Genomic DNA, 19,362 nt, shown 5'->3' with positions numbered 1-19,362 from the left:
TCCCCTCCCGGAAGGGGCGCCGAGGGGCCCGTACGGACCCCTCGGCGCCCCCTCCGCACACGCTCACGGGCCCGCGTGCGGCCCCGTTCCGTCCTCGTTCCAGACGACCTCGCGGTGCATCCGCGCGTAGCGCGCGTACTTCTCGGGCGTCTCGGCGAACACCGCGCGGTCCTCCTCGGTGAGCTCGCGGACGACCTTGCCGGGCACCCCCGCCCACAGGGTCCCCGGGGGCACCGTCTTGCCCGGGGGGACCAGGGCGCCGGCGGCCACCAGGGCCCCGGCGCCGACCCGGGCGCCGCCGAGCACGCGTGCGCCGATGCCGATCAGCGCGCCCTGCTCGACCACCGCCCCGTGCACCATCGCCTGGTGCCCGAGGCTGACCCGGTCCTGAAGCACCGCGGGCTCGCCGGGGTCGGAGTGCAGTCCGCACTGGTCCTGCACGTTGCAGCGCTCGCCGATGATGATGTCCTCGGTGTCGGCGCGCACCACCGAGCCGTACCAGACGCTGCTGTGCGCACCGATGCGCACCCGGCCCACGACCACCGCGCCCGGTGCGATCCAGGCCTCCTCGTGCACCGACGGGGCGCCGAAGGGCGCCTTGCCGACCATCGCTCCCGGGGCCGCCGCCTCCGCCATCGTGATCTCCCTCCCAGGCCCGCGCCGCCGGTCGATCGCCGACTCCGGCCCCGCGCGGCGCCGATCGCGAATACCTTAGTAATGCGGCGGGCGGTGAGCACGCAGACCTGTCGGACCCGGCTATTGAGCCGCACTGGTACCGAGGGCTACCGTGGTCGCCTCCCGGTGTTCACCAGGCCACTCTTCGCATACGACGCATACGGCTCGGACCCCCGCCGACGCCCTGCCCCGGCCCTCGATAGGCGAGATGTGAATGTCGCTGATGCGTGATCCGGGCGTAATGGGCAAGATGGGCGATGGGGGCGGGTCACCCTTCCCCGACATGCCGCCAACCCGGTTGATTAGGACATGAACGAGCAGAACTCAGACATCGTGTCGAACCTCCTGCGCGAGGAGGCGTTCCCGAGCGCCCGCAAGGGCTACGACAAGCGCCAGGTCGACGACTTCGTGGTGCGCAACCACAACCACATCCGGGATCTGCAGGAGCGGCTGGCCCGGGCCCACGACGAGCTGGAGCAGCTCCGCCGGGAACTGGCCGAGGCCAAGGAGAAGGCCGCGGTCAAGCCCGAGCACGAGCAGATCAGCGAGCGGATGGCCACCATCCTGCGTATAGCGGAGGAGGAGGCCAAGGAGAAGCGGGCCAAGATCGACGAAGAGGTCGAGGGGATCCGCACCAAGGCCGAGGAGGACGCCGCCAAGGCCCGCAAGGACGCCGACGAGCACGCCGACCGCGTGCTCTCCAGCGCCCGCTCCGAGGCCAACGACCTGGTCTCCACCGCCAAGCAGGAGGCCGAGCAGATCCGCTCGCAGGCCGAGAAGGACGCCGAGCGCAAGGTCGGCGAGGCCGACGCGCGCGCCAAGCGGATCAACGACACCGCCGACCGCCGACTGGCCACCCTGACCGCCACCCACGGCGAGGCGGTGCGCCGCCTGGGCGACATGCACCAGACCCTCGCCGAGCTGCTCCAGGCCGAGAAGAGCGCGGGGCCGCTGGAGCCCGACACCCCTGAGGGGGAGGAGAACGGCGAGGACGGGGCCGAGTCCGCCAAGCCCGAGCCGAAGGCGGGCCAGGCGGCGAAGCCGGAGCAGCCCAAGGCCGAGCAGTCCAAGCCCGAGCAGCACAAGCCCGAGCAGCACAAGCCGGAGCAGCACAAGCCGGGGCAGTCGGCCGCGGCCGAGCCCGCCAAGGGGGAGCAGGGCGACTCCGCCTCCGCGTCCGCCAAGGCCGAGCCCGGCAAGACCGAAGGCAAGGCCCCGGCCGCGCCCCAGGCCGCTCCCCGGCAGGGGACGGGGCCGCAGCAGGGGCAGCAGGGCCAGCAGGCCCGGCCGGCTCAGCAGTCCCAGCAGGGCCAGCAGTCCCAGCAGGGCCAGCAGGCGCCCGACGAGGAGACGGTCAAGATCGACCCCGCCACGGCCCAGCAGGCCGCCCGTCCGCAGTCCCAGCAGCAGGGGCAGCAGGGGCAGCAGGCCGCGCAGCCCCAGCAGCCGCAGGGGCAGCAGGGGCAGCAGGGGCAGCAGGGCCAGCAGCGCCCCGCTGCGCCGCAGCCGACCCCGCAGGGGGCGCGCTACAACGTGCCCGCCCCGCCCGAGGCCGCGGCCCAGCAGGCCGGCCGCCCGGCGCCCGTCGCCGAGCAGGACGACCCCGGCACGACCGCCGTGCACCAGCGTCCCGCCGCGCCGCAGAAGCCGCAGCAGCCGCAGCAGGACGCCGAGCAGAACGAGGGGGTCCGCATCATCAAGCCCTGATCGACGCCGGGTTGGCTCATGTCGGTCCGGGGTCGGGGCTCCACGCCCCGACCCCGGCCTTGTTCGTCCCGGTATGCGGGCCGACGTCGGATGTGTCCACCCCGGTCGGCTACCATGCCTGAGCCATGATGATCCGCACCGCCATTCGGTCCGACCTGGGCGCCATCCTGCGGCTCCTGCGCGAACTCGGCGACGGGCGGCCTGCGCAGGGCGGCACCGTCCGCATGTCCTCGGCCGCCGTGCGCGCGTGGACCCGGATGGAGGGCGACCCCGACCGCTCGGTGCTGGTGGCCGAGCGCCGCGGGCAGATCATCGGAACCCTCGACCTGATGGTGGTCGCGGGCCTGACCCACGACGCCCAGCCCTGGGCGATCGTCGACAACGTGGTGGTGGACGCCGCGTGTCGGCGCGCGGGGGTCGGCCGCGCCCTGATGGACGACGCCCTGGACCGGGCCTCCCGCGCCGGCTGCTACAAGGTGGAACTGCTCTCCCACGACGGGCGGCAGGAGGCGCACGGGTTCTACCGCGCCCTCGGCTTCGACGACTCCGCCCAGGGTTTCCGCCGCTACCTGTAGGGCCTTTCCCCGTCACCTCCCTCCGAGACCGGTCCCCTTCGGTCAGGCTGAGGACACAGGTGGGCGGAGTCGATCGTCCGCACTGCCGAGCGCCACGAGCGGCGCAGGGTCCCCCGGAGGACCGGACATACACCGGTCCCGGAGGGCGTCCGGGGCCGTGTGCTTCTGTGATGGGGGACTAGAGCTGGTCAGACAGGGCGCCGGCCAGGAAGGCCTGCCACTCAGAGGCGGGGAAGGAGAGGTGGTCGGCGTCCCTGTGCTTGGTGTCCCGGACGTTTGCACCGTAGGCGTGCTCCCGGACCTCGACGCAGTTAGAACCGTTTGGGGAGTACGTAGAGGTGTGCCAGGCGAGCTGTTCCATGTTCCCTCCACCGGAACGCAAGACAGTTGCGGTCAGATCTTGTCTGACTTCACGTCCACGAGGAACGCCTGCCACTCGGAGGCCGCGAACGAGAGGTGTCCTGTCGGGGTCTTAGAGTCCCGCACGGCAACGCTCTGAGCTGCTGCGGTTTCGCCGACCTCGACGCAGTTCGCGCTGTTGGCGCTGTAGCTGCTCTTCCGAAAGACCAGCGGGCGCGGGGTGGTCTCGCTCATGGGTGGTCACTCTCTTGGGCCAGTAGCTGATTGATGAAGGCGACCGATTCGGACGCACGCAGAGCTGCAGCCTGGACATGCCCGAAGATGGTGGCATACCGCGTGACGGCTTCATCGCCTTCGCTGATGACATGCCCGGTGGCTGTCTCTGTGTACACGATCGAGGGGTCTATCTCACTTGGAAAGTCCATGATCGCAAAGCTGCCGGTTGTCGCAGCGTGAGGACCAGCCTCGAACGGCAGAACCTGGATGTCGATGTTGTGCCGAGTGGCCATGTTCATCAGGTGTTCCAGCTGGTCGCGCATGACCTCGGGTTCCCGTACCCGTCGACGGAGGGCGGCTTCGTCGATGACGGCGGAGAAGTGCGGAGGTCTGTGGCGGTTGAGGATCTGCTGTCGTTCCATGCGCGCAGCAACGTGTCGTTCGACCACGTCGTCCGGGTGCGCCTGACCTCCGCGGAACACGGCTTCCGTGTAGTCGGCGGTCTGGAGGAGGCCTGGGATCACGAGCCCTTCATAGGCCCTGATCATCGATGCCTCGGTCTCGAAGTCCGGCAGAACGTTGTCGCCGAAGACGTCCTTGTACTCGGACCACCAACCTCGCTCCCTGGCCTGCTTCGCGAGCGCGTGAAGCGCCTCGCGGGCAGCGCCGTCCCTGATCTCGTAGAGGTCGCACAGATGGTCGATGTCGTCCGGCTTGATGAACCTCGTCTTGGCGTCCTCGATCCTGCTCAGCTTGGGCCCCGACCAGCCGAGGGCCTTCGCGGCGTCGCCGAGCTGGGCGTAGCCGGAGGTGAGCCGAGCGCGCCGCATCTCGGCAGCGAGGCGCCGCAGCCGGACGGTCGGGCTATGGAGTGAGCGGCGTGACGGCATGGCCACAGTCTAGAGCGATCAAAAGATCTGTTGATTTCATAATCGAGCTTGAAAATCTGAAGTTTGCACTTCACCATTGAGTCATCTGATGACTACACCGTGAGGTGAATCTCGGTGCAAATATCCTCTGTGTCCGACCCGAGGTGCACGTTGTCTCGTCACCTTCCGCCCGGGGAGGCGGGATGCTGACCGATCGCCACCCCTGCCCGCAGCTGCGCGACGACTACACCGGGCGGGGCTGGTTGTTCTTCCGCAGCGGCCGGGGCACCGAACAACCGCTCATCAACGCCGTCTTCTGCCACCCGCTCCCGTCGCGCTGCGCCGCCGCCCTCGGGATCTCCGAGTACTTCCGCGCCCCGCTCCACCAGGTCCGACCCGAGGTCGACCGGCGCTCGCGCACCATCGAGGCCCACGCGCGCACCTGCACCCGCTGCGCGGACGTCCTGGCCGCCGCCGTCGCCCACGCCGGACTCGCCGTGCGCTGACCCCGCGCCCTGCGCGGTTGAGTGCACGGCCCCTTGCGGGCGCCGTACCGGGAGGGGGCGGCGCCCGCACCACTCCTCTGCACTTCCTCTTCGCACCCGCACTCCCCGTACCTGGAGCACGCCATGGCGACCCTGACCCGAACCCGCAACCTGCCCACCACCCGCGGCCCCCAGGACCCCCGGGGCCTGGACGCCCGGCAGAACGCCGAGCTGGCCCGCCTCATCCGGCGCCTCGCGGCCGTGCGCCCCGAGATCATCGCTGCCCAGCCTCCGCCGCCCGCCTCGCCCGAGCCCGTGCCGGACTCTGTGCCGGAGGCCGTGCCGGAGATGTTCGCGCCGCACCTGACCCGGGACGACTTCCCCGTCCCCAAGCAGGACCGCGACCTGGTCGCCCATCTGCGGGCCCTGTCCCTGGGCCGGATGCGCCCGGGCGACCGTTGGCCCGCCCACGCCGACGACCGCTTCCTGGCCCGGATGCGCCGCCCCCTCCTGCGGCACCGCATCGCCGACTTCGTCCGTGACCGGGTCCGCCCCGTCTGCACCGCCGTGGGGGCCCTGACGCTGGTGTGCGGCCCGGCCCTGATACTCCTGACCGCCCTCGGAACGACCCTGCCGACGCCGTGACCCCGGACCGACCGCGCTCGGGTTCCCCGCCGTCCCGCTCTCAGCCGCGGCCGGAGCGCAGCGGGACCTGCCGGAAGAACAGCACCAGCGCGAACCCGACCACGGCGATCGGCATGCCCAGCAGGAACACCTGGTGCATGGCGGTGCTGAAGGCCTCGATCACCCCGTCCTGCACGGCGGCGGGCAGGGCGTGGATCGCGTCGGGCGACCCCAGCGCCTTCTCCGACAGCTGCGGCGTCTCCGGGGCCGGGAGCCCCTGCGCCTCGGCCTCGGCGGCCGCCTCGGCCGCGTTCCGGGCCATCGTCTCCAGCTCGGAGTGGAGCCGCTCGGTCATCACCGCGCCGAAGACCGCCACCCCGAACGCGCCGCCCAGGTTGCGGAAGAACGACACCGCCGAGGTCGCGGCGGCCATGTCGGCGCGGGGCAGCGCGTTCTGCACGGCCAGGATGAGGATCTGCATGGACAGCCCCAGGCCCAGGCCGATCAGCCCGACCCCGGCGCCGACCAGGACCAGCGACGACCCGACCTCCAGGGTGGACAGCACGCCGAACCCGGCCCCGATCAGCACCGTGCCGGCGACCGGGTAGCGCTTCCACTTGCCCGTGCGGCTGACCAGGAAGCCGGAGGTGACCGAGGCGGCGAGCAGACCCAGCACCATCGGCAGCGTCATCAGGCCCGAGGCGGTGGGGCTCATGCCCTTGACGATCTGCAGGTACTGCGGGAAGTAGATCATCACCCCGAACATCGCCATGCCCACGCACATCGACGCGGCGGCCGAGAGCACGAAGGTGCGGTCGGCGAAGAGCCGCGGGGGCAGGATCGGGTCGGCGGCGCGGCGTTCGGCCACCACCGCCAGCCCGGCGAGCACCAGGGCGCCGGCCGACATCAGGTAGGTGGGCGCGGAGTTCCAGTCGAACTCCTTGCCGCCCAGGCTGAGCACCAGCATGGCCAGGCCGGCGGCGCCGACGATGCACGAGGCGCCCTGCCAGTCGACGCGGGCGCCGCCGCGCGGGCGCCGGGGCAGCCGCAGCAGCCGCTGGATGGTGATGAAGGCGGCCGCGGCGACCGGCACGGTGATGAAGAAGCACCAGCGCCAGCCGAGCGGGCTGTCCACGAGGAACCCGCCGAGCAGCGGGCCGGCGACGGTCGAGACGCCGAAGACGGCGCCCAGGAAGCCGGCGTAGCGGCCGCGCTCGCGGGGCTCGACCACGTCGCCCAGGATGACCTGGGGCAGGGTGGCCAGTCCGCCGGCGCCGATGCCCTGCACGAAGCGGGCGCCGATCAGCCACGACATGTCCTGGGCGAACCCGGCGGCGACCGAGGAGCCGATGAAGATCACCAGCGCCGTCTGGAACAGCAGCTTGCGGCCCCAGATGTCGGAGAGCTTGCCCCACAGCGGGGTGGAGGCGGTCATCGTGAGCAGGGTGGCGCTGGCGACCCAGGAGAGCTTGTCCTGTCCGCCCAGCTCGCCGACGATCGTCGGCAGCGCGGTGCCCACGATCGAGGTGGTGAGCATCGACGTCAGCATCGCGAGCATCAGGCCCGCGAGGATCTCGATCACCTGGCGCCGGGTGTAGCGGGGGCCCGGCGGGTCCACAGGGCGGCCCGCCTCCGACCGGTCGGTGATCGCCTGCTCTGCCAACGCGTTCTCCCCCTCGACGCTCGTCGGTGCGCGCCGGGCACGGGACCCCGCCCGGACACGCCGGGGCCCGCCCCGCACCCGGTCGGCGTGCGCGGGCACGCCGCGGAGCACGCCGCAGAGGCCGCCGTGCGGCGGGCCGGTCGTGGGATGAGGGGAGGGCCGATTCTCCCCTCCGGTATAAGTAAACAGTGTTGACTTGTCAAGCCGGGACGGCAGGGACGCCGGCGCCGCGTGCGACGATGAGGGCGACGGACCGGAGGCAGGACGGGGAGAAGCGCCGATGGAGCGGCCGGAGGAGGGCGGGTGCGCCGGGCGGGCGCGCGACCGGGAGGCCACGCGCCAGCGCATCCTGGACAGCGCGCGCGAGCTGTTCACCAGCGAGGGCTACGCCTCGGTGTCGTCGCGCCGCATCGCCGCACACGCGGGGGTGAACGTCGCCCTGATCAACCGCTACTTCGGGGCCAAGCGCGGCCTGCTGGCCGAGGTCATCGCCGAGGAGGCTGCGTTCCCGGGCATCGTGGAGGGCGACCGGGAGGGGCTGCCCCGGCGGCTCGCCGAGCACCTCGTGTACCGCACCCTGGCCGGCGGCACCCCGCTGGGGCGGGCCCTGGAGCACTCGGCGGGCGACCCGGACCTGAAGTCGGTGCACGAGGAGCGGCTGAAGAACGCGGTGATCGGCCCGCTGGCGGAGGCGATCGGCGGCCCGGAGGCCCGGGCGCGGGCGTCCCTGGTGGCGTCGGTGCTCCTCGGCGTCGGCCTGGTGCGCCGCCTCGAAGGGGCGACCTCCCTCCACGACCTCGAACCGGACGTCCTGGTGGAGCGCCTGACCACGGTGATCGAGGCCTGCCTGGCCGGGGAGCCGTAGGAGGAGATCCGCCACGGGCCTCCGCACATCCAGGGGTGCGGTCAGGGGATGCGATTCAGGGCTCGGGACAGACTCATTTCAGGGGCGGGACGGGGCATTGAGAGTAGGTTCGGATGCCGACAGAATCCGGCCCCCGGCCTCAGCGCGAGGGGCGGCACCCTCGTCGGATGTCCCGGACGGCCCGGCTGCCTCCGGGGCGAAGTCGTCCCGGCCGTTGTCGCGGGTGTTGTGCGCGGCGCGGATCCTCCATTCGCCGTCGCGGCGGACCAGGACGAGCGTGATGATCCCGCTGCGGTCCTCGGCGGGGCGCGCGCCCGGAAGGCGGTGCCCGGGCCATGTCCACAGGGTGTGGACAAGGGCCACGTCCGGGGCGATCTCCCGGACGCTCGCCACCTCCTGGGTGTAGTCCGCCTTCTGCGCGAGGACGGAGGCGGGCACGTCCTTGTGCCCGTCGACGTTCTCGGCCCGCGTGCGCCACCACAGCCCGCGGTGGGTGATGAAGTCGGCGTCCTCGGTGAAGTACGCGCCCCAGGCGTCCATGTCGTGGTCGATCCACAGCCGGGTGTGCGCGGCGACCAGGTCCTCGATCGCGTGCTGCTCGTTCAGGTCCATGGACTCCACCCTGGATCCTGAAGTCCGGTTGAGGTCAATCGGTGCCCTGCCCGCCCCGGTCGTGTCCGCTGGCGTGGTGGAACTCTGCGGGCCCCGGCCGCCCCCCGTTGATCTCGGGAAAGTCGGGGTAATACTCGCCGGTATTACCCCGACTTTCCCGAGATCAACGGCGAGGAGGGGCGGCACGGTCCTCCCGTGAACGGGGCGTGAGGCCCCTGTTGCCCGGTCCGCCGCCGTGCCAATCCCGGATGGCGCGATCCTGGCCAGGATTTTAGGACGACACGCCAGCGCCATAGGAGTGCTCCGAAACCCGGCCCACGGTGTGCTTCCGTTAGGCCGTGCGGCCCCGCCGTTGGGCGCGGGCCGGGACCCGAGCGCACCCGAAGGGGGAGCGGTGATGAGCATGAGGACCCGCATGGTGCGGATAACTACCCTGTGTTACGAGAAGATCACTCATCGAAGTACCGGTGGTCGGCGTCCGGGCACCGCGGCCCGGGCGACGACCCTCTTATCGGCGCTGCTCGTCCTCGGCGCCACCGAGGCGGTGGCCGCCCCGGCCGCGCCCGCCTCGACGGTCGCGCGCACGGCGGTCGGGCACGCGCTCGACCAGGTCGGCAAGCCCTACCGGTACGGCGCCGCCGGACCGAACGCCTTCGACTGCTCCGGGCTCGTCACCTGGGCCTACGGAAAGGCGGGGCGCACCCTCCCCCGCACCACCCACGACCAGTACCGCCGCGGCACCCCGGTGGCACGCGCGAACGCGTCCCGGGGGGACCTGGTCTTCTTCTACTCCGGCCCCTCCCACGTGGGCATCCTGCTGGGGGACGGCCGCATGGTGCATGCGCCCAGCTCCGGAAAGACCGTGCAGGTCGTGCGGCTGGCCGACTACTACCAGGCGCACATCGCCGGCATCCGCAGAGTCGGCTGATCCCGGCCGCCGATAGGATCCGCCCTTCAGCGTTGTGCAGCGCGGCGCCCTCGCCCCGACCCGTGGAAAGCGGCTCCCGCCCGCCGTTAAGGTGTGCCTTCCGTATCGCGGAGACACAGGTGTGCGCAGGCCGGGACAGGAAGGGGCGCGGGTGGGGCGGACGGGCGGTCCCGAGGCCGTGTGCGTCGGGGAGACCATGGCCGTGCTGACCCCGGCCGACGGCGCGCCCGCCGACCGCGGGGGAGACCTCGCGGTCGGCGCGGGCGGCGCCGAGGCCAACGTCGCCTCGGGGCTGGCCGCGCTGGGGCACCGGGCGGCGTGGGCCGGGCGGCTGGGCGACGACCCGTTCGGGCGGATGGTCGCCGCGGAGCTGCGGGCGCGCGGCGTGGACACCGCCGCCGTCGAGGTCGATCCGGCCCGGCCCACCGGGCTGTACCTGAAGGACCCCGACCCGGCCGGGAGCCGGGTGCACTACTACCGGACCGGATCGGCCGCCTCGGCGATGGGCCCGCGGACCCGGCTGCCGGAGGGGGCCCACCTGGTGCACGCCTCCGGCATCACCCCGGCGCTGTCGCCGGGGTGCTCGGCGCTGATGGACCGGCTGCTGGCGCCGGACCGCCCGCACGGCGGCCCGCTGGTCTCCTTCGACGTCAACCACCGCCCGGCGCTGTGGAGCGCCGAGCGGGCGGCGCCGCGCCTGCTGGAGCTGGCGGCCGCGGCCGACGCGGTGTTCGTGGGCGCCGACGAGGCGGCCCGGCTCTGGGGCGCCGGAGGCGCCGAGGAGGTCCGGGCCCTGCTTCCGGGGGTGCCGCTGCTGGTGGTCAAGGACGCTGGCGACGACGCGGTGTGCTTCACGGGCCGCGACCGGGTGCGCGTGCCCGCGCTCAAGACCGAGGTCGTCGAACCGGTGGGCGCGGGGGACGCCTTCGCTGCGGGGTTCCTGTCCGGCCTGCTTCGGGGCCTGCCGGTCCGGGAGCGGCTCCGGCTCGGCCACCTGATGGCCGCGTCCTGCCTGCGCGCGCCCGGCGACACGGCGCCCCCGCCCCCGCCCGGGGTCCGCGACCGCCTCCTGGCGGCGGACGACCAGGCATGGCGCTCGGCCGTGCTCTGAGCCCCCCGCGGGGCCGCGATCGTCACCGGCACGCCGGGTCGGCGGGGGACGGGTCGCCCGGGACCGGCATCGTCAGGGTCGGGGACAGCTCGGCCCGGCCCTTCACGCCGAGTTTGCGGTAGGCGCGGGTGAGGTGCTGCTCCACCGTGCTCACCGTGATGTGCGCCTTCCGGGAGATCTCGCGGTTGGTGTAGCCCAGCGCCGCCAGGGCCGCCACCCGGCGCTCGGTCGGGCTCAGACCGCCCCCGCAGCGCGGTCCGGCCGGGTGCGCCTCCTCGGCGACCGGGCGGTGCAGCACCCCCGCCACCGAGCGGCGGAGCGGCTCGGCCCCGCACCGGTGGGCGAGGCGGTCGGCCTGCTCGGCGAAGGCCTGGGCCCGCTCGGCCTCCCCGAGCGCCGACATGGCCAGGCCGAGGTCGGCCAGCGACCGGCACAGGTCCAGCGCGGCGTCGCCGCCCTGCAGCAGCTCCACCGCCTCCCGCAGCAGCGGCGGGCGCAGCGCCGCCTCCCGGGTCTGCGCGAGCACCACCAGCTCGCGGGCGCGCACCCGCGCCGTGCGGGGCGCGTTCAGGGCGCGCTGCTCCTCCACCAGCGTCTGGGCCCCCTCGCGGTCGCCCAGCGCCGCCAGCGCCTCGGCCGCCCCGTCCCGCCAGGGCACCAGCGCCGGCGTGTCCAGCCCCCAGGACCGCACCCGCTCCCCGCAGGCCCGGAAGTCCTCCAGCGCCGAGCGGGGCCGCCCCGCCGCCAGCGCGAACCGGGCCCGGGCGGCCAGGTAGGAGAGCCCGTACCGGGTCCGCAGCGTCGTCGGCGCCAGCGGGTGGTACAGGCACCGCTCGGCCTCCTCCAGGCGCCCGCGCCAGGTCTGGGCCTCCACCAGCGCGGCGATCGGGACCGCGGCGAAGACCCCCAGCCCGCGCGGCGGCACCGCGTCCATGCAGGCCTGGGCGAGGCGGGCCGCCTCCGGCAGGTCGCCGAGGCGCACCGCGATCCGCGCCCGCAGCGCCCCGAGCACCGCGCTCCACGTCGCCGACCCGCGCCGGTCCGCACGGTGGTGCAGGACGGCGGCGAGCTCCGCGGCCTCGGCCTCACGGCCGGCGTGGACCAGGCAGGACAGGGCGGCCTCGACCCCGGCGGCGTCCTCCCCGCCGAGGCCTTCCGAGCGCAGCAGCGGCGCCACGCCGTCCACCCCCTCGGCCGACCCCGAGCCGAGGAGGCGGGCGAGCACGGCGGCCGCGCCGCCCCCGGCGCCGGGAGCGGCGGTCGGCGGACCCGGCCGCTCCTCCTGCTCCGGGTGGGTGGCCGCGACCCACGGCCCGGCCGCGGCCGGCGCCCGCTCCAGCGCCCGCCGGGCCTGGGCCGCCCGGTCGGTGCGCCCGTGCCAGAGCGCCAGCTCCAGCAGCCACCGCAGGTCCGCGGGGGGCAGCGGGAGGTCCCACGTCGGCAGCGACAGGGCGACCGCCGCCGCGGCCGCCGGGCTGGACCGCCATTCGGCCCGGGCCAGGGCGAGGACGGCACCGGGGTCCTCCCCCTCCCCGCCCCCCTCGACCACCGCCCGCAGGTACCGGGCGGCCAACGGCGGGTCCCCGGCGGCCAGCGCGTGGTCGGCGGCCTCCCGCAGCACCCCGGGCACCCAGTCCGCCCCCGTGTCCGCGCCGGAGAGCAGGGCCTCGGCCACATCCGCCGCGGGCGCGCCCCGGCGGTGCAGCAGCCGGGCGGCCCGGGTGTCCAGGGTGCGCCGCTCCCGCGGGTCCATCTCCTCCCGCACGGCGGCGCGCGCCGCCGGGTGGCGGAGCACGCCGCGCTCGGCCAGGCCCACCCGGCCCAGCCGGTCCAGTGCGCGTTCCGCCGCCGGCACCTCGGCGCCCAGCAGCTCGGCCACGGCGCCCGGCCCCGACCAGCGGCCGAGCGCGGCGGCCGCACGGGCCGCGTCGAGCGGGGCGCGGCCCAGGCGCGGAAGCAGCGCCGCCACGGAGGCGGTGTAGGCGCGCGGCGCGGCGGGCGGTTCGTCGGCCCCGTCCAGGTCCTCCAGCAGGGACTGGACGAGCAGGGGGCTGCCGCCGCTGCACCGGTGCACGTTCCGGGCCGCGTCCGGGCCGATCGGCCGGCCCAGGAGCTGCACGGAGATCCGCGCCACCTCGTCCGCCGAGCACGGGGCCAGCCGGACCCTCCGGCACAGCGGGTGGTGCGCCAGGTCGGCCAGCACCCGGTGGGGGCGGCCGCTGCCCGGGGCGTCGTCGGCCGCCAGCAGGAGCAGCACCCGGCTGCCCCGCAACCGGTGCGCGACGTGTTCGAGCACCTCCAGCGAGTGCGGGTCGGCGTGCTGGGCGTCGTCCACGGCGACCACCAGCGCCCCGCCGGCGGCGCCCGCCGCCAGCGCCTCCCACAGCCGGTGGGCCAGGTCGGGGGCGCCGAGGTCGGCGGGCGGGGCGGCGAGCCCCTGGGCGATCTGGCGCACCGTGCCGAGCGGCACCTGGCGGTCGGCACGCGTGCAGGACGCCGCCGCCAGCGGCAGCCCCCGGTCGGCGACCGCGCCGGCGAAGGCGTTCAGCAGCCGTGTCTTGCCGAACCCCGGCGGCCCCATCACCATGCCGATCCGGCCGGCACCGCCGCCGCACTCCGTCAGCAGTCCGGTGAGGATCCCGAGCTCGGTCTCGCGTGCGGTCGACTCCATCGTCAGCTCCTGTTGCCGCGCGGCGCGGTCCTGCGGGGGAGGGACGGAGGGCGGGCCCTTGACCGTCGCCGCATGCTAACCCGGACCGGGCCGGCCGCCCGGGGCCCGGCGACGCCCCTGGGGACCGACCTGACCTGGGCCCCCGCGGAGGGTTGCGGACCTTTCCCGGCCTGAGCGGCGCACGCCCCCGTGGGCCCCCGCGGGGGGCCTGGCCGGAACAGGCCAGCGGCCCGGGCCCGTGTCCGGCCCGGGCGTGCGCGGTAGGGGGCGGGTCCGCCACCGTCGGCGCCGGATAGGGGAGCACTAGGGGTGTGCCGCGCCCGTCTCCTGGCCTTGCATGGCATGCGGCCGGGCGGCCCGTGCCCGGTACGGGTACCGGAGTTCTGGAGGCGGAATTGCGCAGCGATCGGACCGATACCGCACCCCCTGTCCGTACGGGGCCACCTGCCCGCGCGGGGGTGCCGGAGATGTTCCGGCGGCGGGCCCGGGCGCATCCCGACGCGGTCGCCCTGGTGCACGGGCGGCGGCAGGTGAGCTACCGGGAGCTCGACGCGGCCTCCGACGACCTGGCCGTCCGCCTGGCCGCCGCCGGGGCGGGGCGGGGCGCGGTCGCCATGGTCCGCCTGGAGCGGGGCGTGGACAGCGTGACCGCCTTCCTCGGCGCCCTCAAGGCCGGGGCGGTCTACCTGCCGGTCGAGTACGGCACCCCGGACGCGCGGCTGGAACTGCTCGCCCGGGAGTCCGGCTGCGCGGCCGTCGTGGCGGCCGAGGGCGCGCCCGCGCTCCCCGCCGGGCTCGGACACCTGCCCCGGGTGACCGTGGGCGCCGCCGCCGAGCCGCCGCCCGCAGGGGCCCAGAACCCCGGACCGGCGCCGTGCCCCGGCGACCTCGCGTACCTCGTCTTCACCTCCGGCTCGACCGGGGCCCCCAAGGGCGTGCAGGTCGAGCACGGCTCCCTGGCGCACCTGAGCGGCGCGGCGGCGGCCGAGTACGGCATCACTCCGCAGGACCGGGTGCTGCAGTTCGGCGCGCTGTCCTTCGACACCTCCATCGAGCAGATGGCGGTCGCCCTGGTCTCCGGGGCGGCCCTGGTGCTCCCCGAGACCGCGTGGGCGCCCAGCGAGATGCCCGGCCGCCTGGCCGCGCACGGGGTCACCGTCATGGACCTGACCCCCCTCTACTGGCACCGCGTGCTCGACGCGCTGGAGTCGGGCGCCCCCGTCCCGCCCGGCCTGCGCCTGGCGATCGTCGGCGGGGAGGCCGTCCCCGCCGACGACTGCCTGCGGTCGCTGCGCCTGCTCCCCGGGGTCCGCCTGGTCAACGCCTACGGCCTCACCGAGACCACCATCACGACCTGCGTCAAGACGATCACCCCCGACGACCTGCGCCCCGGCGCCCCGGCCCCGGTCGGCCGGCCGCTGCCCGGCACCGAGGTGCGGGTGCTCGACGCGGACCTGCGCCCGGTGGCCGACGGCCGGACCGGCGAGGTGTGGATCGGCGGGGCGGGCGTCGCGCGCGGGTACGCCGGGCGCCCCGACCTGACCCGGGAGCGGTTCCGGGACGAGCCCGGCGCCGCGCCCGGCGCGCGCCTGTACCGCACCGGCGACCTGGGGCGCATCAACGCCGCCGGGGACCTGGAGATCGCCGGGCGCGCCGACCGGCAGGTGAAGATCCGCGGCTTCCGCGTCGAGCCGGACGAGGTGGAGGCGGCGCTCGGCGGGTGCGCCGCGGTGGGCGCCGGCGCGGTGAACGCGGTCGAGCGCGGCGGCCGCACCGTGCTCGCCGCCTACTACACCCCGGCCGCCGGGGCGCCCGGCGCCGCCGAGGCCGAGGCGGCGCTGCGCGAGGAGCTGGGCCGCGCCCTTCCCGCGCACATGGTGCCCGAGGTGTTCGTCCGGCTCGGCGCGCTGCCGCTGCACCCCAGCGGCAAGGTCGACCGCGCCCGCCTGCCCGTCCCCGAGGCGCCCTCCGACACGGCGCCCTCCGAACCGGCGTCCGCGGACGCGTCGGCGAGCGGGTTCGAGCGCGGGATGGCGCGCCTGTGGGAGCAGGTCCTGGGGGTGCGGGAGGTCGGCCCGGACGCGGACTTCTTCGCACTGGGCGGCGACTCCATCCTCGCCTCGGAGCTGACCGCCAAGGTCCGCGCCGCCTTCTCGGTGCCCATCACCCAGGTGCGCCCGCTCATCCGGGTCCTGCTGCAGGAGCCGGTGCTGCGGTCGTTCGCCGGGGCGGTGCGCGAGGCCCGGGCCGGGCGGCTCGACGGCGGGCGCGGGCTCACCGCCGAGGAGTTCGAGGCCGAGGCCGAGCCCGGGGTGGAGGTCCGGCGCGACCCCGAAGGGCCCGCCCCGCGCCGGAGCGACCCCGGGGAGATCCTCCTCACCGGGGCGACCGGCTTCCTCGGAGCGCACCTGCTGCGCGAGCTGCTGGCCACCACCGGCGCGCGGGTGCACTGCCTGGTGCGGGCCGGGAGCGGGGAGCACGCCCTGGAGCGCATCCGCGCCAACGCGCGCGCCTACTTCCCGGACGACCTGACGGCCCCCGGGGTCGCCGAGCGCATCGTGCCCCTGCCCGGCGACCTGGCCGAGCCGCGGCTCGGCCTGTCCGAGGAGGACTTCGACCGCCTGGCGCGCACCGTCGACGCCGTCCACCACCCGGGCGGGGAGGTCAACTTCGTCTACCCCTACTCCCGGCTGCGCGGGGCCAACGTCGAGGGCACCCGGGAGATCCTGCGGCTGGCGACCCGCTACCGCAACATCCCCGTCCACTACGTGTCCACCATGGCGGTGGTCTCCGGCTACGGCACGGCCGGGGTGCGGCACGTCACCGAGGACACCCCGCTCGCCCACCCCGACCACCTGTCGGTGGGCTATGTGGAGACCAAGTGGGTCGCCGAGCGCATGCTGCAGAAGGCGGCCCGCCAGGGGCTCGCGGTGTCGGTCTTCCGCGCCGCCGACATCTCCGGCGACACCGTCTCGGGGGCCTGGAACACGGCGACGGAGATGTGCGCGGTCAAGAGGTTCATCGTGGACACGGGCAAATGCCCGGTGGCCGAGCTGCCCCTGGACTACACGCCCGCCGACCGGTACGCCGCGGCCCTGGCGCACATCGCCCGCACCGCCCCGCTCCAGGGCGAGGTCTACCACCTGACCAACCCCGGCAAGGCGAACATCTCCCTGCTGGCCGACCGGCTCCGGGCGCACGGCCACCCGGTCGAGGAGGTCCCGTGGGAGGAGTGGATCGAGGAGCTGGTCACGCTCGCCGTCGAGCGGCCCGGCCACCCCATGGCGCCGTTCGTCCCGCTGTTCGTGGACCGCTGCGCGACCGGGGAGATGAGCGTGGCGGAGATGTACCTGGAGACCGCGTTCCCCGTGTTCACCAGGAACAACGTGGACAAGGCGCTCCAGGGCTCGGGGATCTGTGTCCCGCCCGTGGACGCGGACATGCTCGACTCCTACATCCGCCACCTCACCTCCATCGGCTACCTGGGAGGCGCCTGATGTCCCGCTGGAAGGAGCTCGACCTGTCGGAGGCGCCGGCCGAGGGGCCCATCGCCTTCTGCGCCGACATCGGCCCGCAGAGCATCGCCGACGCCCAGCGGGCGGGCCTGTACCCCTTCCCCGCCCCCACCGAGGAGCAGGCCCTGTTCAACGAGGCCTTCTTCGCCGACCGGGTGGAGGCGGGACAGGTGCGCCTGCTCGGTGAGGGGGACCCCTACACGGTGGCGTGGTGCTCGCCGGACCCGCGGGCGATCGTCCTGGTCGACGAGGTCCGGGTGAGCCGCAGCATGCGCCAGGCCCTGCGCAACCGGCTGGCGTGGACCACCACCGCCGACGCCTGCTTCGCGCGGGTGGTGCGGGAGTGCACGGCGGGCCGCGAACCGCGCTGGATCACCGATGAGCTGGCCGCGTCGCTGGAGCGGCTGCACGTCCAGGGGCGGGCGCACAGCGTGGAGGTGTGGGAGGACGGCGAGCTCGTCGGCGGCGTCTTCGGGTCCCGGGTGGGCGGCGTGTTCACCGCCGACTCGATGTTCCACCGCCGCGCCGGGGCGTCCAAGGTCGCCCTGTTCGACCTGGCGGAGCGCTTCGCCGCCGTGGGCGGGTTCGCCATCGACATGCAGCAGGAGGCGGCACTGGGCGGGCTGATCGGCGCCCGCACCGTCTCCCGTGCGCAGTACCTGCGGTTGCTGGAGGAGCGGGCCGCCGACACCGGCCCGCCGCCCGCCGAGGAGCGGCCTGCCCGGAGGCTCGCCGGATGAGAGAGGAGTCCGCGATGGGGGCACAGGACCGGGCGCTGAGCGCCGTCAGCCTGAAGGAGCGCCCCGGGCTGCTCGGCGACGTGCTCGCGATGCCCACCGCATGGCCGGGGTTCGTGCTGCGCTCGCCGGTGCTGGCGATGTCCGGGTGGATCTTCGAGCGCCACCCCGAGTACCAGCTCGCGCTGGTCGACGCCGACGACCGGGTCGTGGCCCGGGCGGAGGCGGTGCCCTTCCCGTGGGACGGCGACCCCGCGTCCCTGCCGGGGACCGGCTGGGACGGGGCGCTCGCGCTGGCGGCGGGGGCGTCGTTCGCGGGGGAGCGGGCGCCCGCGGTGTGCCTGCTGGAGGCCGCGGTGGCCGACGGGATGCGCGGCCGCGGGCTGGCGCGGCGGATGCTGGAGGAGGTGCGCGCGCGGATGCGCGGGCTGGGGCACCGGGACATGGCCGGGCCGCTGCGCCCCACCGGCAAGGAGCCCGGGTCCGGGCGCGATCTGGCCGCCTACGCGGCGCGGGTGCGCGGTGACGGGCTGCCCGAGGACCCGTGGCTCCGGCTGCACGTCCGGTTGGGGGCGCGGGTCGCGGGGGTGTGCCCGGCGTCGATGACCGTCGCGGGCGCCCTGGCCCAGTGGCGGGAGTGGACGGGGCTGCCGTTCACCGCCGACGGCCCGGTGGAGGTCCCCGGCGGCCTGGTCCCGGTGGTCGCCGACACCGCGGCCGACCAGGCGGTGTACGTGGAGCCGAACGTGTGGGTCCACCACCGCCTGTGAGGCGGGTTCACCCCGCGGCGGCGCGGGCGTCGGCGAGGATGCGCTCCCGGTCGGCGGGGGCGGTCCCGTCCGTGCCGTCGAGCCAGCACAGGGCGAGTTCGTCGATCCCGGTCGCCCGGTACTCCTCGACCAGGCGGGGGACGTCCCGGTAGGAGCCGGCGAAGGCGAGCCGCCCCGCCGCGTCCGCGTCCGGCGCCTCCTGCCCGGGGCCGAGCGCGTCGGCCGCGAGCACCCCGGCCACCGGCGGCGGGAGCAGCCCGGCCAGCACCGGGGCCAGGCGTTCGAGGGCCTCCCGCCGATCGGGCCCCACCGAGACCGCGGCCACCGCCCAGACGCGGAACCCGGCGGGGTCGCGCCCGAGCCGCTCCAGGTGGCCGCGGGCGGCGGCGACGGTCGAGCGCAGGTAGCCCCGGGAGGCCCCGGCGCTCAGGGACAGGCCGTCGGCGGCGGTCGCCGCCAGCTCCACCATGCGCGGACGGACCGCGCACAGGTCGACGGGCGGCGCCGGAGCGGCGCCGGCCCGGTCCAGCCGGAACCCGTCGAAGGCCCACCCGCCCGCCGCCCCGCCCTCTTCGTGGCCGCCGTGCACCCGGCGGTCGGACAGGCACGCGCGCAGGTCGCGCAGGAACGCCCGGGCCGCGGTCCGGGGGCGCGCGGCGTCCGCGCCGATCCGCGCCATCAGCTCGGGGACGCCGGTGCCGGCCGCCAGCCGCACCCGGCCGGGGGCCAGCTCCGCCAGTGAGGCCGCCTCCATGGCGGTCACCCCGGGGTGGCGGCTCTGCGGCGCCGGCCCGACCAGCCCCACGTCCACCGCGTCGGTGCGGGACAGCACGGCGGCCGCGGGCACGACCGCGCTCGCGTGCCCCACGTGCTCGGCGCACCACACGCCGTCCAGGCCCACCCGCTCGGCCGCCTCGGCCAGGGCCAGCTCCCCGTGCAGGGGGCCGGTCCCGGGCAGCACCACGCTCAGCCGCACCGG

At 75.2% G+C, this 19,362-nt stretch carries 18 protein-coding genes; 10 read left to right on the top strand and 8 right to left on the bottom strand.

The genetic code is table 11. The features are described 5' to 3' along the window. Positions 1 to 63: 63 nt before the first annotated feature. Positions 64 to 636: a gamma carbonic anhydrase family protein gene (locus C892_RS0104760; protein WP_017541300.1), complete on the bottom strand. Its 573-nt coding sequence runs from the start codon at positions 634 to 636 to the stop codon at positions 64 to 66. A gap of 348 nt (positions 637 to 984) precedes the next feature. Here C892_RS0104760 and C892_RS0104755 point away from each other — a divergent pair, with 348 nt between their 5' ends. After that, on the top strand, positions 985 to 2,382 hold the full coding sequence (locus C892_RS0104755) for a F0F1 ATP synthase subunit B (protein ID WP_017556288.1): 1,398 nt from the start codon (positions 985 to 987) through the stop codon (positions 2,380 to 2,382). Positions 2,383 to 2,507: 125 nt separating this feature from the next. Then, positions 2,508 to 2,957 (top strand): GNAT family N-acetyltransferase, encoded by a 450-nt coding sequence (locus C892_RS0104750; protein WP_017541302.1) that lies wholly within the window; start codon positions 2,508 to 2,510, stop codon positions 2,955 to 2,957. Between the two features lie 178 nt (positions 2,958 to 3,135). Here the strand turns inward: C892_RS0104750 and C892_RS0104745 are convergent, their stop codons facing one another. From C892_RS0104745 to C892_RS0104735, 3 genes are read right to left on the bottom strand one after another with little or no spacing between them, the layout of a single operon-like run. Further along, on the bottom strand, positions 3,136 to 3,318 hold the full coding sequence (locus C892_RS0104745; protein ID WP_017556287.1) for a DUF397 domain-containing protein: 183 nt from the start codon (positions 3,316 to 3,318) through the stop codon (positions 3,136 to 3,138). Positions 3,319 to 3,350: 32 nt separating this feature from the next. After that, the gene (locus C892_RS0104740) at positions 3,351 to 3,551 is read right to left on the bottom strand and encodes a DUF397 domain-containing protein (protein ID WP_017556286.1); all 201 of its coding nucleotides are present in this window, start codon (positions 3,549 to 3,551) and stop codon (positions 3,351 to 3,353) included. After that, complete coding sequence (locus C892_RS0104735) at positions 3,548 to 4,423, bottom strand: helix-turn-helix domain-containing protein (protein WP_239647259.1); 876 nt, start codon at positions 4,421 to 4,423, stop codon at positions 3,548 to 3,550. The genes C892_RS0104740 and C892_RS0104735 overlap by 4 nt, the downstream gene beginning before the upstream one ends. Positions 4,424 to 4,605: 182 nt before the next feature. On the opposite strand from C892_RS0104735, the gene C892_RS0104730 reads away from it, so the two are divergent. Both C892_RS0104730 and C892_RS0104725 read left to right on the top strand, forming a co-directional pair. Beyond that, positions 4,606 to 4,908 (top strand): hypothetical protein, encoded by a 303-nt coding sequence (locus C892_RS0104730; protein ID WP_017556284.1) that lies wholly within the window; start codon positions 4,606 to 4,608, stop codon positions 4,906 to 4,908. Positions 4,909 to 5,031: 123 nt separating this feature from the next. Next, a complete protein-coding gene (locus C892_RS0104725; protein ID WP_017556283.1) occupies positions 5,032 to 5,532 on the top strand; it encodes a hypothetical protein in 501 nt (166 codons plus the stop codon). Positions 5,533 to 5,572: 40 nt separating this feature from the next. Here the strand turns inward: C892_RS0104725 and C892_RS0104720 are convergent, their stop codons facing one another. Beyond that, positions 5,573 to 7,174 carry an MDR family MFS transporter gene (locus C892_RS0104720; RefSeq protein WP_017556282.1) on the bottom strand — a complete coding sequence of 534 codons (1,602 nt, stop codon included), beginning with the start codon at positions 7,172 to 7,174 and terminating at the stop codon, positions 5,573 to 5,575. Positions 7,175 to 7,454: 280 nt separating this feature from the next. On the opposite strand from C892_RS0104720, the gene C892_RS0104715 reads away from it, so the two are divergent. Further along, positions 7,455 to 8,039: a TetR/AcrR family transcriptional regulator gene (locus C892_RS0104715; RefSeq protein WP_017541310.1), complete on the top strand. Its 585-nt coding sequence runs from the start codon at positions 7,455 to 7,457 to the stop codon at positions 8,037 to 8,039. Positions 8,040 to 8,117: 78 nt separating this feature from the next. On the opposite strand, the gene C892_RS0104710 is transcribed toward C892_RS0104715, so the two are convergent. Continuing rightward, the gene (locus tag C892_RS0104710) at positions 8,118 to 8,651 is read right to left on the bottom strand and encodes a YybH family protein (protein ID WP_239647258.1); all 534 of its coding nucleotides are present in this window, start codon (positions 8,649 to 8,651) and stop codon (positions 8,118 to 8,120) included. Between the two features lie 397 nt (positions 8,652 to 9,048). On the opposite strand from C892_RS0104710, the gene C892_RS0104705 reads away from it, so the two are divergent. Both C892_RS0104705 and C892_RS0104700 read left to right on the top strand, forming a co-directional pair. After that, positions 9,049 to 9,579, top strand: a complete 531-nt coding sequence (locus tag C892_RS0104705; protein WP_239647257.1) for a C40 family peptidase — start codon at positions 9,049 to 9,051, stop codon at positions 9,577 to 9,579. Between the two features lie 151 nt (positions 9,580 to 9,730). Further along, complete coding sequence (locus C892_RS0104700) at positions 9,731 to 10,690, top strand: sugar kinase (protein ID WP_017556279.1); 960 nt, start codon at positions 9,731 to 9,733, stop codon at positions 10,688 to 10,690. 22 nt (positions 10,691 to 10,712) lie between these two features. Here C892_RS0104700 and C892_RS0104695 read toward each other — a convergent pair whose 3' ends face one another. Beyond that, positions 10,713 to 13,361, bottom strand: a complete 2,649-nt coding sequence (locus C892_RS0104695) for a helix-turn-helix transcriptional regulator (RefSeq protein WP_017556278.1) — start codon at positions 13,359 to 13,361, stop codon at positions 10,713 to 10,715. Positions 13,362 to 13,828: 467 nt separating this feature from the next. Between C892_RS0104695 and C892_RS0104690 the strand changes: the two genes are divergently transcribed. The 3 genes from C892_RS0104690 to C892_RS0104680 are packed head-to-tail and all read left to right on the top strand — an operon-like array spanning position 13,829 to position 18,383. Beyond that, the gene (locus tag C892_RS0104690; RefSeq protein ID WP_017556277.1) at positions 13,829 to 16,858 is read left to right on the top strand and encodes a non-ribosomal peptide synthetase; all 3,030 of its coding nucleotides are present in this window, start codon (positions 13,829 to 13,831) and stop codon (positions 16,856 to 16,858) included. After that, a complete protein-coding gene (locus C892_RS0104685) occupies positions 16,858 to 17,616 on the top strand; it encodes a leucyl/phenylalanyl-tRNA--protein transferase (protein WP_017556276.1) in 759 nt (252 codons plus the stop codon). Before C892_RS0104690 ends, C892_RS0104685 begins: the two co-directional genes overlap by 1 nt. 14 nt (positions 17,617 to 17,630) lie before the next feature. After that, positions 17,631 to 18,383, top strand: coding sequence for a hypothetical protein (locus C892_RS0104680; RefSeq protein WP_017556275.1), 753 nt, complete (start codon positions 17,631 to 17,633; stop codon positions 18,381 to 18,383). Positions 18,384 to 18,390: 7 nt separating this feature from the next. On the opposite strand, the gene C892_RS0104675 is transcribed toward C892_RS0104680, so the two are convergent. Continuing rightward, positions 18,391 to 19,359 carry an LLM class flavin-dependent oxidoreductase gene (locus tag C892_RS0104675; protein WP_017556274.1) on the bottom strand — a complete coding sequence of 323 codons (969 nt, stop codon included), beginning with the start codon at positions 19,357 to 19,359 and terminating at the stop codon, positions 18,391 to 18,393. Positions 19,360 to 19,362: the final 3 nt, after the last annotated feature.

Origin of the sequence: Nocardiopsis baichengensis YIM 90130 (assembly GCF_000341205.1) — a bacterium.
GTDB lineage: Bacteria > Actinomycetota > Actinomycetes > Streptosporangiales > Streptosporangiaceae > Nocardiopsis_A > Nocardiopsis_A halophila.
The sequence above is the reverse complement of the archived record's forward strand: the minus strand, read 5'-3'. Positions and strand labels throughout refer to the sequence as shown.

Bases quoted from the DNA above. Each gene is read 5' to 3' on its own strand.
- C892_RS0104760 (WP_017541300.1), bottom strand. From the start codon at position 636: ATGGCGGAGGCGGCGGCCCCGGGAGCGATGGTCGGCAAGGCGCCCTTC.
- C892_RS0104755 (WP_017556288.1), top strand. From the start codon at position 985: ATGAACGAGCAGAACTCAGACATCGTGTCGAACCTCCTGCGCGAGGAG.
- C892_RS0104750 (WP_017541302.1), top strand. From the start codon at position 2,508: ATGATGATCCGCACCGCCATTCGGTCCGACCTGGGCGCCATCCTGCGG.
- C892_RS0104745 (WP_017556287.1), bottom strand. From the start codon at position 3,318: ATGGAACAGCTCGCCTGGCACACCTCTACGTACTCCCCAAACGGTTCT.
- C892_RS0104740 (WP_017556286.1), bottom strand. From the start codon at position 3,551: ATGAGCGAGACCACCCCGCGCCCGCTGGTCTTTCGGAAGAGCAGCTAC.
- C892_RS0104735 (WP_239647259.1), bottom strand. From the start codon at position 4,423: ATGCCGTCACGCCGCTCACTCCATAGCCCGACCGTCCGGCTGCGGCGC.
- C892_RS0104730 (WP_017556284.1), top strand. From the start codon at position 4,606: ATGCTGACCGATCGCCACCCCTGCCCGCAGCTGCGCGACGACTACACC.
- C892_RS0104725 (WP_017556283.1), top strand. From the start codon at position 5,032: ATGGCGACCCTGACCCGAACCCGCAACCTGCCCACCACCCGCGGCCCC.
- C892_RS0104715 (WP_017541310.1), top strand. From the start codon at position 7,455: ATGGAGCGGCCGGAGGAGGGCGGGTGCGCCGGGCGGGCGCGCGACCGG.
- C892_RS0104710 (WP_239647258.1), bottom strand. From the start codon at position 8,651: ATGGACCTGAACGAGCAGCACGCGATCGAGGACCTGGTCGCCGCGCAC.
- C892_RS0104705 (WP_239647257.1), top strand. From the start codon at position 9,049: ATGAGCATGAGGACCCGCATGGTGCGGATAACTACCCTGTGTTACGAG.
- C892_RS0104695 (WP_017556278.1), bottom strand. From the start codon at position 13,361: ATGGAGTCGACCGCACGCGAGACCGAGCTCGGGATCCTCACCGGACTG.
- C892_RS0104690 (WP_017556277.1), top strand. From the start codon at position 13,829: ATGTTCCGGCGGCGGGCCCGGGCGCATCCCGACGCGGTCGCCCTGGTG.
- C892_RS0104685 (WP_017556276.1), top strand. From the start codon at position 16,858: ATGTCCCGCTGGAAGGAGCTCGACCTGTCGGAGGCGCCGGCCGAGGGG.
- C892_RS0104680 (WP_017556275.1), top strand. From the start codon at position 17,631: ATGGGGGCACAGGACCGGGCGCTGAGCGCCGTCAGCCTGAAGGAGCGC.